This is a genomic window from Roseateles sp. GW821-FHT09G03 (assembly GCF_059416045.1).
In genome coordinates this window covers 1-18,671 of the sequence record NZ_JBWKOK010000005.1, presented here as the reverse complement: position 1 = coordinate 18,671, position 18,671 = coordinate 1, and the positions used below count along the sequence as shown (strand labels likewise).

The window sequence follows — 18,671 nt, the reverse complement described above, 5'->3', positions numbered from 1 at the left end:
TCGGACAGGGCAACGGCGATACAAAACGAAAAACAGCGATACCGCGGTGAGATGCCCTGGCGAGGGGGCATGGGAATCATGGCGACATGGATTCACCGCCCGGACACCCGGGCTTTACCGAGGAATTGCAACATGCATCTGTTTCGACGCTGGAGCCACCACCATGAACGTCAGCACGCTCACTTCGACCACGATGGCCGTTTCGGTCCTGTCGGCCCTGTGTGTGACGATGGCTTCTACGGCCCGCTGCCCGTCACCGGACCCTGGTACCGCTTCGGCGGTTTCGGCGGCTTCCCCTGGGGGTGGGGCGGTCTTGGACACGGGCATGGCGGGCGGCATGGAGGCGGGCATGGACCCCGATACGGTCGCCACGGCCACCACGGTCGCCATGGTCACCACGGCGGTCATGGGTGGGACGGCTTCGGCGGGGGCCTGGGATCCGATGCCCACCACGCCGGCCGCGGCGAGAGGCTGCAAGCCCGGGCCCGCGCCTTTCTGGACCTGAGCGACAGCCAGGTCGAGCTGCTGGAGCACCTGATCGGGCAGTTGGCCACGGCGCGGCGCGCGGTCAAGGCGCTGGCGCGCGGTCCTGAGGTCGCCCGGCTCGTCGACACCGAGAACTTCCGCCGCGACGAGGCGCAGGAACTCTTCGATGGCCAGATCGAGGCGCTGCGCGCGACCGGTCCGGCGCTGGTGGCCGCCTTCGGCGACTTCTTCGACGCCCTGGACTTCGATCAGCAGCAGATGCTGCGCTTCGTGCTGCGACGGCTGCGCCGCCGCGCGGGCCGGGGGGAGGACCGCGACGCGCGCAACGGCCGGGACCGCCGCGACGGTCGCGACGGCACCGACGACCGGAGCCTCTGATGGACAGCCGCGACTGCCGGCAGCCCCCGGGGCTGCTGCGGCCGGTCATCGACCGCAACCGCTGCGAAGGCAAGGGCGATTGCGTCGAGGTCTGCCCGTACGGTGTCTTCTCCGTCGGCACGCTGCCGGTGGACCGGCGCAAGGAGCTGAGCCTGTTCGGCAAGCTGCGCGGCTACGCGCACGGCTGGCAGCAGGCGTTCACGCCGAACGCCGATGTGTGCCGCGCCTGCGGCCATTGCGTCAAGGCCTGTCCCGAGCGGGCGATCACGCTGGTCCGGCACGGCCACAATGGGCGCCACGATGCATCGATTGCTGCTGATTGACGACGACGAGGCGCTGGCCGCGCCGCTGGCGAACTACCTGGCGCGCTTCGACTTCGACCTGAGCGCCGTGACGCGGCCGAGCGCCGCGCTCGCGCGTCTGGCCGAGGAACGCTTCGACGCGCTGATCCTGGACGGCATGCTGCCCGAGATGGATGGGTTCGCGTTCTGCAAACGCGTGCGCGGCGGGACCGAGCCCTGGCGCGAGATCCCCATCCTGATGCTGACCGCGCGCGGCGACCTGACCGATCGCGTGGTCGGCCTGGAGCTTGGCGCGGACGACTACCTGTCCAAGCCCTTCGAGCCGCGGGAGCTCGCGGCGCGGCTGCAGACGATCCTGCGCCGCACGCGCCTGGCGCCGGCTGCGGCCGCGCCGGCGACGCTGCTGCGCTTCGCGGGCCTGGACATCGACACCGCGCGCCGTGTCGTGACGGTGGCGGCGGGCCCCGTGGAGTTGACCAGCACCGAATACGAACTGCTGCTGATGCTGGCGCGCGAGCCGGGCCGGGTGTTCTCTCGCGACGAGATCCTGAACCGGCTGCGCGGCCAGGAGGCCGATCTGTTCACCCGGGCCGTCGACATCCTGGTGAGCCGGATGCGCCGCAAGCTCGAGCCTCTGGAGGCGCTCAAGACCTTGCGCAATGCAGGCTACTGCTTCGCGCTTCCGGCGGCGGGCACGGCGGGCGAGGGGGGCGCATGACCGATCCGCGCCATCCCTACGACCATTGGAACGATCCGCGCCATCGCCACGCGCACCGCGAGGAATGGCGGCGCCGCGCGCGGCAGATGCGGCGGGCGCACAAGCTGGAGAAGATGCGCCGCTGGGCGGAGATGGAGGCCAAGGGCATCCCGTTCCCGCGCGAGCGCGGCTGGCGCTGGCACATGCGGGCGCGCAACCGCTGGCACCAGCGCTGGCATCGGCATCACGCGCAGTTCAAGCACTCGCTGGGCGCGCGGCTGATCGCGATCTTCGTCGTGCTGGCCTGCGCCGGGACAGGCATCCTGTGGGCGGCCATGCAGGTCGACTACGGCCTGCTGTGGGCGGTGCCGCTGCTGTTGCTGGTGACAGGTCTTGCCTATGGCGGCATCCGGCACCTGGTGGGGCCGCTGCGCGAGCTGGCGGCGGGGGCGGAAGCGTTCGGGCGGGGCGATCTCGAACATCGCGTTCCCATCTACCACCGCGACGAGATCGGCGACCTCGCGCACCGCTTCAACCAGATGGCCGAGGACATCCAGGCGATGCTCGACGGCAAGCGCGCGCTGCTGCTGGCGATCAGCCACGAGTTGAGAAGCCCGTTGACGCGCGCGCGGCTGCATGCGGAACTGGTCGACGAGGGCGCCTCGAAGGAGGCGTTGCTGGACGAGCTCGGGCAGATGCGCGAACTGATCTCCGCGCTGCTGGAGAGCGAGCGCCTGGGCAGCGGCCACCGCGCGCTGCAGGTGAGCGACTGCGATCTCGGCGTGCTGGCGCGGGAGCAGGACCAGCCGGGCATCGCGCTGCGTGTGGACCGCGACCTGCCCGTGCTGAAGATCGATCGCATGCGGGTGCAGCTGCTGTTGAGGAACCTCGTCCACAACGCGCTGCGGCACAACGATCCCGACGCCGGGCCGGTGATGGTGAGCGTCGAGCGCCATGGCGACGGCGTGAAGCTCACCGTGCGCGATCACGGACCAGGCGTGCCGCCCGAGGCATTGCCGCAACTCGGCCAGCCCTTCTTCCGGCCGGACGAGGCGCGCGCGCGCAGCGAGGGCGGCGTGGGCCTGGGCCTGTCGCTGTGCCGGCTCGTCGCCGAGGCGCATGGCAGCCGGCTGGAGCTGCGCAACGCGCAGCCGGGGTTCGAGGCCGTGGTGAGATTCCCTTGAAAGGGCCTGGAGGCTTCCCTGCGAGGGTCCTGAGGTTTCCCTGCGAGGTCCCCGGAAGTCCGATGACCGGCATTTTCGGGCCGGCGTGCCCGGACGGGTGTGCTCAGACCAGCACGGCCGCGATCGCGTAGTCCTGCGGTCCCTGCACCACGTTGGAGGCGATCACCGTGACGGTCCACGCGCCTTTGGCGGCCTTGGCCACCTGCACGACCTCGACGTTGTTGCGCGTGTCCATCGCCATCGCGCCGCCTGCGGTCGCCGCGAGGTTGCCGACGTGGCGCGTGCCGTCCGGCGCGGTGACCACCAGGTTCAGGTTGTTGATCAGGCCCTTGCCGGGGAAGTCCGAGTAGGCCATCACCACCCGCAGCGTGCGGCTGGCGCGGGTCACCTTCAGGGCCTGGTTCACGAGCTGGCCGCTGCTCAGGCCCTTGCCGTCGATCGTGAGCAGGACGGTCTTCGTCGACCGGTCCAGGTTCACGGCGCCGTGGCCCTGGTGGTTGTCCAGCAGGGTGCCCGCAGGTGCGGTCTTTGGCAGGCGGCGCGCGCCGGCGATCAACAGCGCCTTCAGCAGCGCGGCCCGCGGTGCGGCGATGTTGCGCTTCGTGCGCAGGAACTCGCGCAGCAGCGCCAGCGCGCCCGAGGTCAGCGGCGTGGCCATGCTGGTCCCGCCCATGTGGAAGTAGAGCTTGCTCTTCGGGAAGGCGGCCCACGCGAAGTTGTTGGCCGCCAGTTGCGTCGAGCGCGTCGACAGGATGAAGGTGCCCGGCGCCACCACGTCGGGTTTGATGCGGCCGTCCAGCGTCGGGCCGCGGCTGGAGAACGCCGCCACCTGGTCGGCGCTGTTGGCCATCGGATCGGCCTTGTAGGGCGCGACCGGGAAATCGTCCGGCCACCACACGCCGTAGCGGTCCGCGTCGAACTCGGGCCGCAGGTTCTCGCTCGCGCCGACGGTGATGCAGTTCTTCGCGGTGCCGGGCGAGGTCACGCTGCCCGCGTTGATCTGGCCGTCGCCGTCCGAGTCGGTGCCGTCGTTGCCGGCCGCGATCACGAAGCACATGTCCTTGCGCTTCCAGACGAAGGCGTCGAACTGGCTGCATTGCTCGTCGTAGTCGCCGGGGTCGCCGCCGCCCCACGAGTTGGAGTGGATCCGCGCGCCCTTGTCGTAGGCGAACTGGAACAGGCCGGAGAGATCCGACGGCAGGCCGGCCAGCAGGAAACGGGCGCTCCGCAGCTGGGCCGGGGCGCTCGGCTTCCATCGCATCTGCTGCTCGATCGCCTGGAAGACGAGCTTGGCCTGCGGCGCGTGTCCGCGGATCGGCTTGGCGAGCGTGGCCGACGCACTGCCGTTCCCGAGCACCGAGCCCGCGACGTGCGTGCCATGGCCGGAGTCGAGGTCCGCCGGGCCGTCGTCGGCACCGGCGTTCGTCGCGTAGACCTGCCAGTCGGGCGTGACGGGATAGCTCTTGATCGCGGCGATGCGGCCGGCGAAGTCGGGATGGATGGTCGCCGGATCGCCGGTATCCAGACCGGTGTCGCAGACGGCGACGGTCTCGCCCTTGCCGGTCAGCTTGAGCCCGCTGGCCTGGATGGCCGAGAAGGCGTTGCCCATCAGCGTCGTCGCCACGTTGTTGGAGGTTCGCGGCACCACGCGCTCGCGGATGTAGCGCACGCCGTGCACGGCGGACAGCGCGCGCACCTGGTCGCGCTGCCGCTTGGCGGTGCCGTCGGCCTCGAAGCGCAGCTTGAGCACGCGGGCGCGTGCATTGGACGACACCACGGTGAAGCCCAGTTCACGCGCGGCGCGCTCGATCGCGCCGAGGTCGGCGGCATCGAAGATCTCCACGACCAGCAGGTCCGGAACGACGCGGCGACGCGGCAGTTCCGGCGCGCCGGCAGGCGCGGCCAGCGCCGGCGCCACACGGTCCGAGTGAGGCAGATGTCCGACCCAGCGCACCATCGGCAAGGCCTCGATGGCCGCGATCGCGGCCTCATCCGCCTTGACCACGTAGGCGAAGCCGCTCATCGGCTGACGCAGCGTGCCGCCTGCGGCGCGCAGTTTCGCCAGCCAGGGCTGCTTGACCGGCCCGATGAACTGGACGACGTAGTGGTGGGCGCCCGGCAGCAGCGCGGCGGCCTTGGTGCCCAGCGAGCGCGACTTCGCGGTGCGCGCCGCCGGATCGGTCGCGCCGCCGCCGAGCTCGAGCTGGTAGTGGTCGGACATGTCCTCGACCGGGAACTGGCGAACGAGGCGCGCCATCTCGTCGCCTTCGGCGTCGACGAGCACGAATGCGGGATAGCGCTCGACCACGCGCGCGTCGGGCGCGATGGCGGCGACGTCGGCGGGCGTCGCAAAGACCTTGAGCATCGTCATGGCGGAACTCCTCGCGGGCGGTCGGCCCGATGGGTCATCTTGGCCGGTGGGCCCGATCGGCGAGCAGGAGCGCCACGTCGAAGGATGAAGTGTGGACCTCCCGGGGCCGGAGTTCACCCTTCAATGTTGGGATGCCGATCGCGCGGGACGGCTCACCCACTCATGCGAGTGGGATCTGGCGATGCACCTACCGACACAGGTGGGTCCCCCTGCGAGAACCCGTGTGGCGCCGATGCCAATGATTTCATCGAATCGATTTCATTGATCTTTTCGTGCCAGGTCTTGCGGATGTCGCCGGGAAGATGCCTCTCCCGCGTCGTCAGGCGCGGTCCATGTCATCCGACGAAGGTGATGTTTATGAATTGATCCGATCCGACTGGAGTTGTCCATGTCCCCGATGTCCCCCACGTCCTTCTTTCACGCCGGTGCGTCCGGCCACGCCGCCGCCGCGGCCCGCTTCCGCGGCCCGGCGACCTTCCATGCCAGCCTCGACGACGAGCTCGACGAGGATCCCGGCGCCGTCCTCGCCGCCGAGGCCCTCGATGCGGGATCCGGCCGCGGCGGACCGCCCGTGCCGCCGCTGTCGGCGTCCTCGGCGGCCGCGGCTCCGGCGCCGCGTTCCGCGAAGACGCTGTTCATGCAGCGCCGCCTGCTGGAGCTCCGCCCGCTGCTGCGTCTGAACGGCGAGGAGTTCGAGGCCTTCCTCTACCAATCGCGCATGTACCCGTCGCTGAGCCGCTTCGCGCCGGGCAGCGTCGAGTACTTCGTGCCGCGCCGCGACATCACGGTCGGCCTGGCGATGAAGACGCTGCGCGATCGCATCGAGCACGCCGCGGTCATCGCCGAACTGGTCTGCCGCCTCAAGCGCGACGACGAGGAAGGCGCGCTGTGCAACGATGACGAGGCGGTCGTGGCCGCGGCGGCGATCCGAGACGACCTGCGCGAGGCGCTGGGCATGCTCGGCGTCTACGAGCAGGCGATCCGCGACGGCGTGGCGGTGGTGCAGTACCACGAGCCGGTGAGCGAGACGGCCCCGGTAAGCCGCGGGTAAGTCGTCGCGGCGGAGGATGCGCCTTTAACATCGGCGCTTCCGCCTTTCCACCGCCCATGAACCGAATTGCCCTGGTCGAGGATCATGTCCGCCTGGCCGGCCTGATCCGTCAGGCCCTGCAGGCCGCCGGCATTCCGACCGACGTCTTCCACGCGATGGAGCCTGCCTGGGTCGCGCATCGCGACGTCGGTTACGCGGCGCTGGTGATCGACCGGGGGCTGCCGGACGGCGACGGCCTGTCGCTGGTCAAGCGCCTGCGTGCCGCGCATCAGGGCACGCCATGCCTCATGCTCACGGCGCGCGACGCCTTGCATGACCGCATTGACGGGCTGGAGTCCGGCGCCGACGACTACCTCGCCAAACCCTTCCCGATGGAAGAGCTCGTGGCGCGCGTGCGGGCGCTGATGCGCCGCCCGGTCGCGGTGCGGCCGCCGCGGGCGGTCTTCGGCGACATCGAGGTCGTGATCGAGGAAGCGCTGCTGGTGCGCGGCGAGGTCTCGGTGGCGCTGGCGCCGGCGGAGCTGCAGATCGCGATCGCGCTGGTGCAGCAGCAGGGGCGCACGGTCCGGCGCGCGGCGCTGGAGGCGGCGGCCTGGGGCTTGTCCGAGGCCGTGACCCCGAACGCGCTCGACGTCGCGCTGCATCGCCTGCGCAAGAAGCTGAGCTCGATCGGCTCGGAGTTGCGCATCGTCAACCTCAGGAACCACGGCTATGCGCTTCAGGATCCGGTGGCCGAATAGCCTGCGCAACCGCGTGCTGGCGGTGCTGGGCGCCAGCATGGTGCTCAGCGCGGTGCTGGTGGGCGTGGCCTCCATGGTGCTGTGGGAGCCGTTCACGGCGTGGGTGCTGCGCGACCAGATCGAGGACAACGGAGAGGCGCTCGCGCGCAACCTGCGCTTCGACGCCGACGGCTGGCCGGTCGGCATCAACGAGAAGGCCATCGAGCCCTGGCTGTTCGACAGCCTGCGCAACGAGGTCATGCTGCGCGTGGCTGACCGCGAGGGTCGCGTCGCCTTCTCCCCCGACGGTCTGAAGACCACGTTCTCGCCGGACTGGAAGCCCTTCGAGCCGCGGCGCCAGTCCTTCACCTTCCACCGCAACGGCGTGGCGATGCATGCGGCGACCGTGCCCTACGACCATGCCGGGCGGCGCTGGTACATCCAGTTCGCCGTGACCGATCGCCTGGTGCTGCAGATGCGGGAATCGATCGGCTTCGACGTGTTCCGGCAGGGGGTGATCGCACTCGGCGCGACCTTCGTGCTGGTGTTCCTGATCACGATCCATGTGGCGCTTCGCCAGGCGTTGCAGCCGGTGCGTGAAGCCTCCAGCGCCGCGCGCCGCATCGAACCTCGCACGCTGGCCGACCGCCTGCCCGCGGCGGGGCAGCCGCGGGAACTGCGGCCCTTGATCGAGGCTTTCAACGCGGCGCTGGACCGGTTGCAAGGCGGCTTCAGGACGCAGCAGGAGTTCCTGTCGAATGCCGCGCACGAGCTGAAGACGCCGCTGGCGCTGATCCGCGCGCAGGTGGAGCTGGCGGACGAGGGCCCGTGGCGCGACCAGGTGCTGGACGACGTTGATCGCGTCGCGCGTCAGGTGCAGCAGTTGCTGTTGCTGGCGGAGGCCAGCGAGCAGCGCAACTACCGCGTCGAGGCGATCGATCCGACGCCGGCGCTGCGCGAGGTCTTCGAGTTCATGGAGCGCGTGGCGGAGAGGCACGACGTGACCCTCGGCCTGCACGTGAGTCCGTCGTTGCGTTCGTGGCGCGCCGATCGCGGGGCGCTCTTCACGCTGCTGAAGAACCTGCTGGAGAACGCGATCCAGCACAGTCCGCCGGAGAGCGTGGTCACGCTGATGGCGGGACCTGAGGGCTTTTCCGTCTCGGACCAGGGCAAGGGCGTGGCGGAGAAAGACCTGCCTCGCATCTTCGAGCGCTTCTGGCGCGGTGCTGATCGGCGGGAGCAGGGCGCGGGCCTGGGCCTGGCGATCTGCACCGAGATCGCGTCCGCGCACGGCTGGCGGCTGAGCGCGCATCGGCGGGCGCCGGGACCGGGGCTGGAGGTGAGATGTGACATGGCGGAGGCGGCCGGAGGGGCGGCAGCCGCTATCCTGGCGACATGCAGCCCCGTCACCGATCCCTTGTCGTCAGAAGCGCGACGACCCTTGCGGTCTTCTTCTGCCTGACTGCCTGCCAGAGTCTGCCGCCCGAGGACGACTGGACGCCGACGGCCGACGCCGTCTCCATCTTCAGTACCGAGCAGGATGCGACTGCCGTGGCCACGGGCCATCCAGGCGCCGTGCCCCGGATGATCGTCCGCGAGTCGGACCTGATCGTGATCGGACGCCGGACCTGCGACGCGGGCGCCGTGCAGGTCAAGGCGCCGGATGGATCGATCGGATGGTCCGTGGCGACGTCGCTCAAAAGCGCCGGTCCCTGTCCGCTGCAAGGCTGAAAGTCGTCCGGGCCGCCAGTCGCGCCTGCATGTGGACTCTCTGGCTGAAGCGACTCGCCATGGACCTGCATGAGCGAGTCTCGAAGTGTCTCGCACGACATGACGAGGTGTCGTAACGTCATCCTTTGCTGGAAAGACGTTGGCCGGAAAGGGGGATTCGCAGACACCTATCTTCAGAAAATCTCGAAGTGGATCTTCGTCTTTGCCTGTCGCCTGGGGTGTGGTTCGTGAATACAGTCACGAGCTTGTCGGAGGAGGAACGCCTGTATCGCGGGCGACTTCGACTTGCCGGAAGTCGCCGATTTGTCTCCCCCTCCAAGGTGGGATACGCGGCGTGAAGATGGCGTCAGCACAATCGCCGCCGCAGCACAAAGGAATGAGTCGCCGTTAGTGCGACCACAGGCATGGCCTCAAATCAGGGAATGGCGGACGCGCTCCAAGACGCGTCCGGCTCGGCTGCCGCATTGGCGGTCGGAAATGGTGCCGACGGCGGTACGTCGACGGTGGATCGCGATGGCGCCTTGCGCGCGTTGTGCATCGTGGCCCGCATGCATCACGTGGCGGCCGATGCGCCGTCGCTGCGGCACAGCCTCGGCCTCGGCGCAAGCGATGCCCCGACGACGCAGGACCTGCTTCTCGCCGCCAAGCGGTTGGGACTCAAGGCCAAGCGCTCGAAGACGACGATCGACCGGCTGAGCCTGACCGCGCTGCCCGCGCTCGCGACGCTGCGGGACGGCCGCACCGTGGTGTTGGCGCAATGCGACGGCAAGCGGGTGCTGTTCATGGACCCGACCGGCGATGAAGCCTCCGCGCGCCCCACGATCGAGCCGGTCGAGACCTTCGCCGCCGAATGGACCGGCGAACTGATCCTCGTCACCAGCCGCGCGAGTCTCGCCGGAGATCTCGCCAAGTTCGACTTCTCCTGGTTCATCCCGAGCATCGTCAAACACCGCCGCCTGCTGGGCGAGGTGCTGACGATCTCGCTGTTCCTGCAGCTGTTCGCGCTGGTCAGCCCGCTGTTCTTCCAGGTCGTGATGGACAAGGTGCTGGTGCACCGCGGCCTCACCACGCTGGACGTGCTGGTGATCGGGCTGGTCGTGATCATGGTGTTCGAGAGCGCGCTCAACATCCTGCGCTCCTACGTCTTCAGCCACACGACCAGCCGCATCGACGTGGAGCTCGGCTCGCGGCTGTTCCAGCATCTGCTGAGCCTGCCGCTGGCCTACTTCCAGGCGCGGCGTGTCGGGGACTCGGTGGCGCGCGTGCGCGAGCTCGAGAACATCCGCCAGTTCCTGACCGGCAACGCGCTGACGCTGGTGCTGGACGTGCTGTTCTCGGTGATCTTCATCGCGGTGATGTTCAGCTACAGCGCAACGCTGACGCTGATCGTGCTGATCTCGCTGCCGCTGTACCTGATCCTGAGTCTGTCCATCGTGCCGGTGCTGCGCGGGCGGCTCAATGAGAAGTTCGCGCGCGGCGCGGAGAACCAGAGCCTGCTCGTCGAGACAGTGACCGGCATCCAGACGGTCAAGGCCAGCGCGCTGGAGCCGCAGATGGCGCGCAAGTGGGACGAGCAGTTGGCGGCGTATGTCTCGGCGTCGTTCCGGACGCAGACGCTGGCGCAATACGGCAACGAGGGCATCAACCTGATCGGCAAGCTGGTGAATGCCGCCACGCTGTGGTGGGGCGCCCGCCTGGTGATGCAGGGCGACCTGAGCGTGGGCCAGTTCATCGCCTTCAACATGTTTGCCGGCCGCGTCGCGCAGCCGATCATGCGCATCGCGCAGATGTGGACGGACTTCCAGCAGACGGGCATCTCGATGGCGCGGCTGGGCGACGTGCTGAACACTCGCACCGAGCTGCGATCGCAGAGCACCGGCGCGATGCCGCGCGTGCGCGGCGACGTGACGCTGGAGAACGTCACCTTCCGCTACCGGCCCGACGCGCAGCCGGTGCTGCACGGCGTGGACCTGTCGGTGCAGGCGGGCGAAGTCATCGGCATCGTGGGCCGCAGCGGCTCGGGCAAGAGCACACTGACCAAGCTTCTGCAGCGGCTGTACGTGCCGGAATCGGGCCGCGTGCTGGTCGACGGTCAGGACATCGCGATGGCCGACGCGACGCAGTTGCGCCGCCAAGTCGGCGTGGTGTTGCAGGAGAACATGCTGTTCAACCGCTCGGTACGGGAGAACATCGCCATCGCCGATCCGGCCGCGCCGATTGAGGCGGTGATGCATGCGGCGAAGCTTGCCGGCGCCCACGACTTCATCGCCGAGCTGCCCGAGGGCTACGACACGGTGGTGGGCGAGCAGGGGGCGGGTCTGTCGGGCGGACAGCGGCAGCGCATCGCGATCGCGCGGGCGCTGTTCGGTCAACCGCGCGTGCTGATCTTCGACGAAGCGACCAGCGCGCTCGACTACGAGAGCGAGGCCATCATCCAGAAGAACATGCGGGCGATCTGCCAGGGGCGGACGGTGTTCATCATCGCGCACCGCCTGAGCGCGGTGCGCCATGCCCACCGGATCATCGCGATGGAGAAAGGCCGCATCGCGGAGATGGGCAGCCATGACGAGCTGATCGCCAAGCCGCAAGGGCTCTATGCGCATCTGTGGCGCATGCAGGGCGAAGGAGGCTCGGAATGAGCGCCGAAGGGATCCGGCGCGCAGTGGCTGACGAAGCCGCGGAGATGCCCCGCCATCCGGCGCGCGAGTTGCTGTCCCGGTATTCGGCGATCTTCAAGGCCGCCTGGGAACGGCGCGAGGAGCTCGCCGGTCCGCGCCGCATGGCCGACGAGCGGGCATTCATGCCCGCTGCGCTGGAACTGCAGGAAACACCGCCGCACCCGGCGCCGCGTCGCATGGCGATCGCCATCTGCGCGCTGTTCGTGATCGCATTGCTGTGGGCCATCCTTGGACAGATCGACATCGTGGCCGTGGCGGAGGGACGGATCATCGTCAGCGACCGCAGCAAGACCATCCAGCCGCTGGAGACCAGCGTCGTGCGCGAGGTCTTCGTCAAGGACGGGGACAAGGTGAAGGCGGGGCAGTTGCTGATCGCGCTGGACTCGACGATGACGGAGGCGGACAGCCACCGCGTCGACAAGGAGCGCGTGGCGGCGCTGTCGGAGGTCCTGCGATCGCGCGCGTTGCTGCAGGCGTTGACAGGCAGGGGCTCGCCGCAGCTGGCGGAGGCGTCGATGAAGTCGATGCCGCGCGAGGACGCGGACAGCGCGCGCTTCCAGCTGCAGAGCGAGTGGGCGGACATTTCCGCGAAGCTGGCGAAGCTGCAGGCGGAGCTGGAGCGACGCGACGCGGAGATCGCGACGGCCAAGCAGGTGGTCGAGAAGCTGCAGAGCACGGTGCCGATGGCGCAGCAGCGCGAGCGCGACTACAAGGCGCTGAGCGACCAGGGCTTCGTGGCGGGCCATGCGGGACAGGACCGGACGCGGGAGCGGATCGAGCAGGAGAAGGACCTCGGCACGGCCATCGCGCGCCAGCGCGAGTCGCAGGCAGCGCTGGCGGAGTCGCGCGGATCGACGGCCTCGTTCAAGGCGGAGACGCTGAGGACGCTGCGCGACCGCGAAGCACAGGCGGACCTGAAGCTCAAGCAGCTCGCAGAGGAAGGCGCGAAGGCCAACAAGCGCAATCAGCTGACGAAGCTGACCGCGCCGGTGGACGGCACGGTGCAGCAGCTCGCGGTGCACACGGCGGGCGGCGTCGTGACCGAGGCGCAGGTGCTGCTTGTCCTCGTGCCCGATGAGGCCGAGGTGACCGCAGAGGTCGTGCTCGAGAACAAGGACATCGGTTTCGTCCGCGCGGGGCAGGAGGCGGAGATCAAGCTCGAGACCTTCCCGTTCACGCGCTACGGCACGGTGCCGGCGTCGGTGAAGAGCGTGAGCGCGGACGCGGTCAACGACGAGAAACGTGGGGCGATCTTCCCGGTGACGCTGGTGCTGGGGAAAGGCGTCATCGATGTCGACGGGAAACAGGTCCGACTCGGGCCAGGCATGAATGTATCGGCCGAGGTGAAGACGGGAAAACGCAGGGTTATCCGATATCTATTTGATCCCATCAGGCGGCACCTTGACGAAAGCATGCAGGAGCGTTGACATGACAGTTGTTCCACCTAGGCGAAATAGTTTTCCACAATGGATTGGATACTTCATTGCTTTAGGTGTCATCAGTTTTTTCGACGATGGCACGGCAGCCAAGATAGTAAGCGATTGGTCAATTGGATTGGACTGGCTGAAGGATTGGAGGGCGGCAGAGGTTGGGGGTATTAGGCTTAATTCAATGGAATGGGTACTGTTTTATCACGCTGTGGCGCTCGCTACTTGTCCATGGCCGATAAAAGTCACTATTGACGAGCTGCTTGCAAATATTCGTGCGGGACATAGTCCGGACTCGCTTGGGTTCAGCTTGGCACGGATTGCTTTTGGAATTTGCTTGGCTGCAATTGTGGTGGCATATTGCAGATTTGGTGGTGGCATCTATTTTCTCGTTAATTGGTATGCGCATGGAAAATTTGTTTACGCAATTTTTGCTCACATACCGACAACCACACCGCTGGCTATAGCTTTGGGCATTATTGCCGTTGGGCTATTTGGGGTTTTTTGCAAAATAAGGAAGGATTAATTCATGTCTAACACTAACCCGAACCCTCCAACTCAATGGGATGAAGAAGCGGTCAAAGAGTCGTTCAAGGAGGCATACAAAGCGTTGATCGAAAACGCGTTCAAAGGCAGCGAAAAATATTTCGATGGGTTGGCGGAGATGCTGAGCGCGAAGGGGCGACAGGCCATAAGCGCGGCCGATGCCTTGAAGCAAACCTTGTCCAATATGGATAGCATCACGGCACAGGCCTATGCAAATCTGGACGCCGTAGATCGAACGAAGTTCGATACCCAGATGCTCCAGAACATCGACAAGGTAAAACACGAACTAACTACGGCGTCCAATGCCTTAAAATCGGCAGGCGAAGCCTCTGCGCTTGCCGCTAATGCCACTGCAGCCACGAAAGCGGCTGGGGCAATTATTGGGGCGGCCGACACGTTGAGCGCAATTGCCAAAAATAAGCCCGTTGGAGAAGTTGCCGGAGAGTCGGCGATGGCGCTCGTAGGCATAGTGACAGCAGGCATTGTTACCGCTGCAGCTGCCGCCGCTGCTGCTGCTATTGGCCTTGGCGCCGTGGCGGCCGGAGTCGCTGCTGCGGCTGTGGGCGTCGGAGTGGCGCTAGTGGCAAAAGCGGCATGGGACAATTGGGTTAAGCCTATTCTGCAAGAGCACTTCGCCGACTATCAAAAACCATTCTGGGAATGGTTCTACGACAAGGTGCTTGGCGATCCTTATGAAGGGATCGATCCCACCTCGAACAGTTCTTATCGCGATGCGATGCGTCCCCCCCGCCGCGATCCGCTGGCCATCGATTTGGACGGCGACGGCATTGAAACCGTCGGCGTCGATGGAAACACCCGGGTCCTGTTCGACCACGACGCCGATGGCGTCAAGACCGCCACGGGTTGGGTCGCCCCTGACGATGGCTGGCTGGTCCTGGACCGCAACGGCAACGGCGTGATCGACAGCGGCCGGGAACTCTTCGGCGTCGACACCCGATGGACCACGACCAATCCCGATGGGTCGCAGATCCTTCACGGTGCGGCAACGGGCTTCCAGGCGCTGGCCAGCGTCGACTCGAACCTGGACGGTGAATTCAACGCCAGCGACGAAGCATTCACCCAGGTCCGGATCTGGCAAGACCTGAATCAGGATGGCATCAGTCAGGCCAATGAGTTGTTCTCGTTGGCTGACAAGGGCATCACGGGGATCTCGCTGAATGCGACCAGCGGCAACACGCAGCAGGCGAACGGCAATACCGTGACCGGGACGGCCGTCGTCCACCGCGCCAACGGCGTCGACACCTCCGCCGGAACGGTCAGCGTCTCGACCGCCAACAACCTGGATCTCGTCAACAACCCGTTCTACCGCACCTTCAACGACGCGATTCCGCTGACCGACGCGTCGAAGGGCTCGGCCGGAATGGGTGGCAGTGGCTGGGTGCGCGACCTTCGCGAAGCGATGAGCCTTCAGACGGAAGGCGGCACGGCGCTTCAGTCGGCCGTGTCGGAATTCGCCGCGATGTCCACGCGTGATCAGCAGCGCGGTGATATCGATCATGTGGTCGAACAATGGGCGGCCTCCACGGGCCGCCTGCTGCACTCCAGCGCATTCCGCTATCTGGAGGAGTCGACCCAGGACCTCGGCAATGGACAGGAGCGCATTCACATCGTCGCCTCCGAGCCCAACAAGCGCACCTATCTCGTGGCCGAGTTCCGCCTGCCGACCGAGTTCTACGTGCAGGGAACCGAGCGGCCGAATTCCGTCCTGAACGCGGCAGGCATCGAGTTAATGCGGCGCATCTCCGTCCTGGAAGTCTTCAACGGCGCCCGCTTCATCGATTCGGTGGAAACCCGGCCGAAGCCTGTCCCCTCGGGTGGCGGCAGCAGCGGTGGAAGCGGGGGCGGTGGAGCGATCAGCGAGCCGCCGACGATCTGGGTGCCGTTGAACCTTTCCGCGCTGCAGATCGCGTCCATCGATCAGGCCTATGGCGCACTGACCGACAGCGTCTACGCGGCGCTCGTCATGCAGACGAGATTGAAGCCTTACCTCGAATCGATCGAGGTGTTGTTCGACGAGTCGGGCATCCGGCTCGACAGCACGAAACTTGCCGCGAGCCTCGAAGCGAAGTTCCAGTCGAACGCCTGGGATGGATTGGGAGATCTGACGGATTTGCTGCGTCACAGCGCGGAAGCGCTCGCCTCGGCCAACTACCCGGCGATGACGACTCTGCGTACCTGGATCGATGGCCTGCCGGCCGACTCGGCCCTGCGAGGTAGGCTGAACGAACTGAGCATCGTGTCGTCCACTGCTGTCCAAGGGACTGCGGCTGCCGACATCTATCTCGGCAACGCAACAGGTGCCACTTTCAATGCAGGCGCTGGCCACGACCACATCGATGGCGGGGAGGGCAACGACGTTCTTTACGGTGGTGACGGAAACGACCGCCTCTATGGCGGCGCGGGGAATGACGCCCTCAACGGCGACGCGGGCGATGACGTGCTCGATGGCGGCGCCGGCAACGACTCGCTGCGAGGTGGCGCGGGCAACGACGTCTACAAGTTCGGCCGCGGCGATGGCCAGGACTACCTCGAGTCTGAATACGATACCAGCACGACCCGCAACAACCGACTTTCCTTCAAGCCCGGCGTCGTGGCTTCGGATGTCACGCTGCGTCGCTCCGGATCAAGTCTCATCGTCGGCATCGCCGGAACGAGTGACCAGGTCACCGTGGGCGCGTTCTTCGAGAGCGACGATCCGAATGGCGTCTACAACCCACTCCAGCAGATCAACTTTGCTGACGGCTCCGTGTGGGATCTCGCCAAGATCCTCCAGGTCTATTTCGCCGGTACTGCTGGGGATGACCAGATCGGCGGTACGAAAGCCGCAGATGTGATCAGCGGCCAAGCCGGCAACGACACGATCAGCGGTTACGCCGGCAACGACGTGATCAACGGTGGAGACGGCAACGACAACCTGTCGGGCAACGCCGGCGACGACACGCTGGACGGTGGCGTTGGCAACGACAATCTCACCGGCGGCGACGGCGATGACGTGATCCTGTTCGGCAAGGGCGATGGCCAGGACTATCTGAGCGGCGACTACGACAACCGTGCCAATCGACTGGACGTGTTGCAGTTCAAGGCGGGCGTGAGCGCCGGCGAGATCGTCGCCACGCGCGAAAGCTCGAGCCTGGTGTTGAGCATCGCCGGCACGACTGACAAGATCACGATCGGGTCCTTCTTCAACAACGACGATCCGCGCAGCGCGTACAACCCGGTGCAGCAGGTGCGGTTTGCCGACGGCACGACCTGGTCCGTCGACGACATCCTGTCGCGCTACTTCGCGGGCACTGCGGGCAACGATCAGATCGGCGGCACCAATGTCGGCGACGTGATCAATGGCCAAGCCGGCAACGACACGATCAGCGGTTACGCCGGCAACGACGTGATCAACGGTGGAGACGGCAACGACAACCTGTCGGGCAACGCGGGCAACGACGTGCTGGATGGCGGCGCGGGCAGCGATTCGCTCACCGGCGGTGACGGCGATGACGTGATCCTGTTCGGCAAGGGCGACGGCCAGGACTATCTGAGCGGCGACTACGACAACCGTGTCAATCGACAGGACGTGCTGCAGTTCAAGGCGGGCGTGAGCGCCAGCGAGATCGTCGCCGCGCGCGAAAGCTCGAGCCTGGTGTTGAGCATCGCCGGCACGGCCGACAAGATCACGATCGGCTCGTTCTTCAACAACGACGATCCGCGCAGCGCGTACAACCCGGTGCAGCAGGTGCGGTTTGCCGACGGCACGACCTGGTCCGTCGACGACATCCTGGCGCGCTACTTCGGGGGCACTGCGGGCAACGATCAGATCGGCGGCACCAATGTCGGCGACGTGATCAATGGCCAAGCTGGCAACGACACGATCAGCGGTTATGCCGGCAATGACGTGATCAACGGCGGGGACGGCGCCGACAACCTGTCGGGCAATGCGGGCAACGACACGCTGGACGGCGGCGCGGGCAACGACTCGTTGACCGGCGGCGACGGCGATGACGTGATCTTGTTCGGCAAGGGCGACGGCCAGGACTACCTGAGCGGCGACTACGACAGCCGCGCCAACCGACTGGACGTGTTGCAGTTCAAGGCGGGCGTCAGCGCCAGCGAGATCGTCGCCACGCGCGAAAGCTCGAACCTGGTGTTGAGCATCGCCGGCACGACCGACAAGATCACGATCGGGTCCTTCTTCTACAACGATGATCCGCGCAGCGCGTACAACCCGGTGCAGCAGGTGCGGTTCGCCGACGGCACGATCTGGTCCGTCGACGACATCCTGGCGCGCTACTTCGGGGGCACTGCAGGCAATGACCAGATCGGTGGGACAGTCGCCGCGGACGTGATCAACGGCCAGTCAGGCAACGACACGATCAGTGGGTATGACGGCAACGACGTGATCAACGGCGGCGACGGCATCGACAGCCTGTCGGGCAATGCCGGCAACGACACGCTGGATGGCGGCGCAGGCAACGACACCCTCAGCGGCGGCGACGGCGATGACGTGATCCTGTTCGGCAAGGGTGACGGCCAGGACTACCTGAGCGGCGACTACGACACCCGCGCCAATCGACTGGACACCCTGCAGTTCAAGGCGGGTGTCTCGCCGGACGAGATCATCACCACGCGCGAAAGCTCGAACCTGGTGTTGAGTATCGCCGGCACGACCGACAAGATCACGATCGGCTCGTTCTTCAACAACGACGATCCGCGCAGCGCGTACAACCCGGTGCAGCAGGTGCGGTTCGCCAATGGCACCGTCTGGAATATCACCCAGATCTTGGCAGCCCTCTCGGGGGGAACATCGGGGGCAGACAATATCACCGGCACCAACGGCGCGGACGTGATCGATGGGCGCGCCGGGAACGATACCTTGCGTGGCGCCGGGGGCAACGACCAGTTGTTCGGCGGTGACGGCACCGACAACTTGGCGGGCGACGCGGGCAACGACACGCTGGACGGCGGTGCTGGCAACGACACCCTCACCGGCGGCGACGGCGATGACGTGATCCTGTTCGGCAAGGGCGACGGCCAGGACTACCTGAGCGGCGACTACGACAGCCGCGCCAACCGACTGGACGTGTTGCAG

The 18,671-nt window shown here is 66.7% G+C and carries 12 protein-coding genes; 11 read left to right on the top strand and 1 reads right to left on the bottom strand.

What is annotated here, in order from left to right:
* Positions 1 to 132 precede the first annotated feature (132 nt).
* The 4 genes from AC07OZ_RS18570 to AC07OZ_RS18555 are packed head-to-tail and all read left to right on the top strand — an operon-like array spanning position 133 to position 3,047.
* Positions 133 to 864 carry a hypothetical protein gene (locus AC07OZ_RS18570; protein ID WP_495468569.1) on the top strand — a complete coding sequence of 244 codons (732 nt, stop codon included), beginning with the start codon at positions 133 to 135 and terminating at the stop codon, positions 862 to 864.
* On the top strand, positions 864 to 1,187 hold the full coding sequence (locus tag AC07OZ_RS18565) for a 4Fe-4S binding protein (protein ID WP_495468568.1): 324 nt from the start codon (positions 864 to 866) through the stop codon (positions 1,185 to 1,187). Before AC07OZ_RS18570 ends, AC07OZ_RS18565 begins: the two co-directional genes overlap by 1 nt.
* Positions 1,165 to 1,884 carry a response regulator transcription factor gene (locus AC07OZ_RS18560; RefSeq protein WP_495468567.1) on the top strand — a complete coding sequence of 240 codons (720 nt, stop codon included), beginning with the start codon at positions 1,165 to 1,167 and terminating at the stop codon, positions 1,882 to 1,884. The genes AC07OZ_RS18565 and AC07OZ_RS18560 overlap by 23 nt, the downstream gene beginning before the upstream one ends.
* Complete coding sequence (locus tag AC07OZ_RS18555; protein ID WP_495468566.1) at positions 1,881 to 3,047, top strand: sensor histidine kinase; 1,167 nt, start codon at positions 1,881 to 1,883, stop codon at positions 3,045 to 3,047. The genes AC07OZ_RS18560 and AC07OZ_RS18555 overlap by 4 nt, the downstream gene beginning before the upstream one ends.
* Positions 3,048 to 3,150: 103 nt before the next feature.
* On the opposite strand, the gene AC07OZ_RS18550 is transcribed toward AC07OZ_RS18555, so the two are convergent.
* The gene (locus AC07OZ_RS18550) at positions 3,151 to 5,418 is read right to left on the bottom strand and encodes a S8 family serine peptidase (protein ID WP_495468565.1); all 2,268 of its coding nucleotides are present in this window, start codon (positions 5,416 to 5,418) and stop codon (positions 3,151 to 3,153) included.
* Between the two features lie 388 nt (positions 5,419 to 5,806).
* Between AC07OZ_RS18550 and AC07OZ_RS18545 the strand changes: the two genes are divergently transcribed.
* The 7 genes from AC07OZ_RS18545 to AC07OZ_RS18515 form a co-directional block, all read left to right on the top strand.
* Positions 5,807 to 6,469, top strand: a complete 663-nt coding sequence (locus AC07OZ_RS18545; protein WP_495468564.1) for a hypothetical protein — start codon at positions 5,807 to 5,809, stop codon at positions 6,467 to 6,469.
* 56 nt (positions 6,470 to 6,525) lie between these two features.
* Positions 6,526 to 7,209, top strand: a complete 684-nt coding sequence (locus AC07OZ_RS18540) for a response regulator transcription factor (RefSeq protein ID WP_495468563.1) — start codon at positions 6,526 to 6,528, stop codon at positions 7,207 to 7,209.
* Complete coding sequence (locus AC07OZ_RS18535; RefSeq protein ID WP_495468562.1) at positions 7,181 to 8,650, top strand: sensor histidine kinase; 1,470 nt, start codon at positions 7,181 to 7,183, stop codon at positions 8,648 to 8,650. The genes AC07OZ_RS18540 and AC07OZ_RS18535 overlap by 29 nt, the downstream gene beginning before the upstream one ends.
* Before the next feature lie 691 nt (positions 8,651 to 9,341).
* A complete protein-coding gene (locus AC07OZ_RS18530; protein WP_495468561.1) occupies positions 9,342 to 11,558 on the top strand; it encodes a type I secretion system permease/ATPase in 2,217 nt (738 codons plus the stop codon).
* Positions 11,555 to 13,024, top strand: a complete 1,470-nt coding sequence (locus tag AC07OZ_RS18525; RefSeq protein WP_495468560.1) for an HlyD family type I secretion periplasmic adaptor subunit — start codon at positions 11,555 to 11,557, stop codon at positions 13,022 to 13,024. The genes AC07OZ_RS18530 and AC07OZ_RS18525 overlap by 4 nt, the downstream gene beginning before the upstream one ends.
* Position 13,025: 1 nt before the next feature.
* Positions 13,026 to 13,550: a hypothetical protein gene (locus AC07OZ_RS18520; RefSeq protein ID WP_495468559.1), complete on the top strand. Its 525-nt coding sequence runs from the start codon at positions 13,026 to 13,028 to the stop codon at positions 13,548 to 13,550.
* 3 nt (positions 13,551 to 13,553) lie between these two features.
* On the top strand, positions 13,554 to 18,671 hold a 5,118-nt coding region (locus tag AC07OZ_RS18515; protein ID WP_495468558.1), incomplete at its 3' end, for a calcium-binding protein.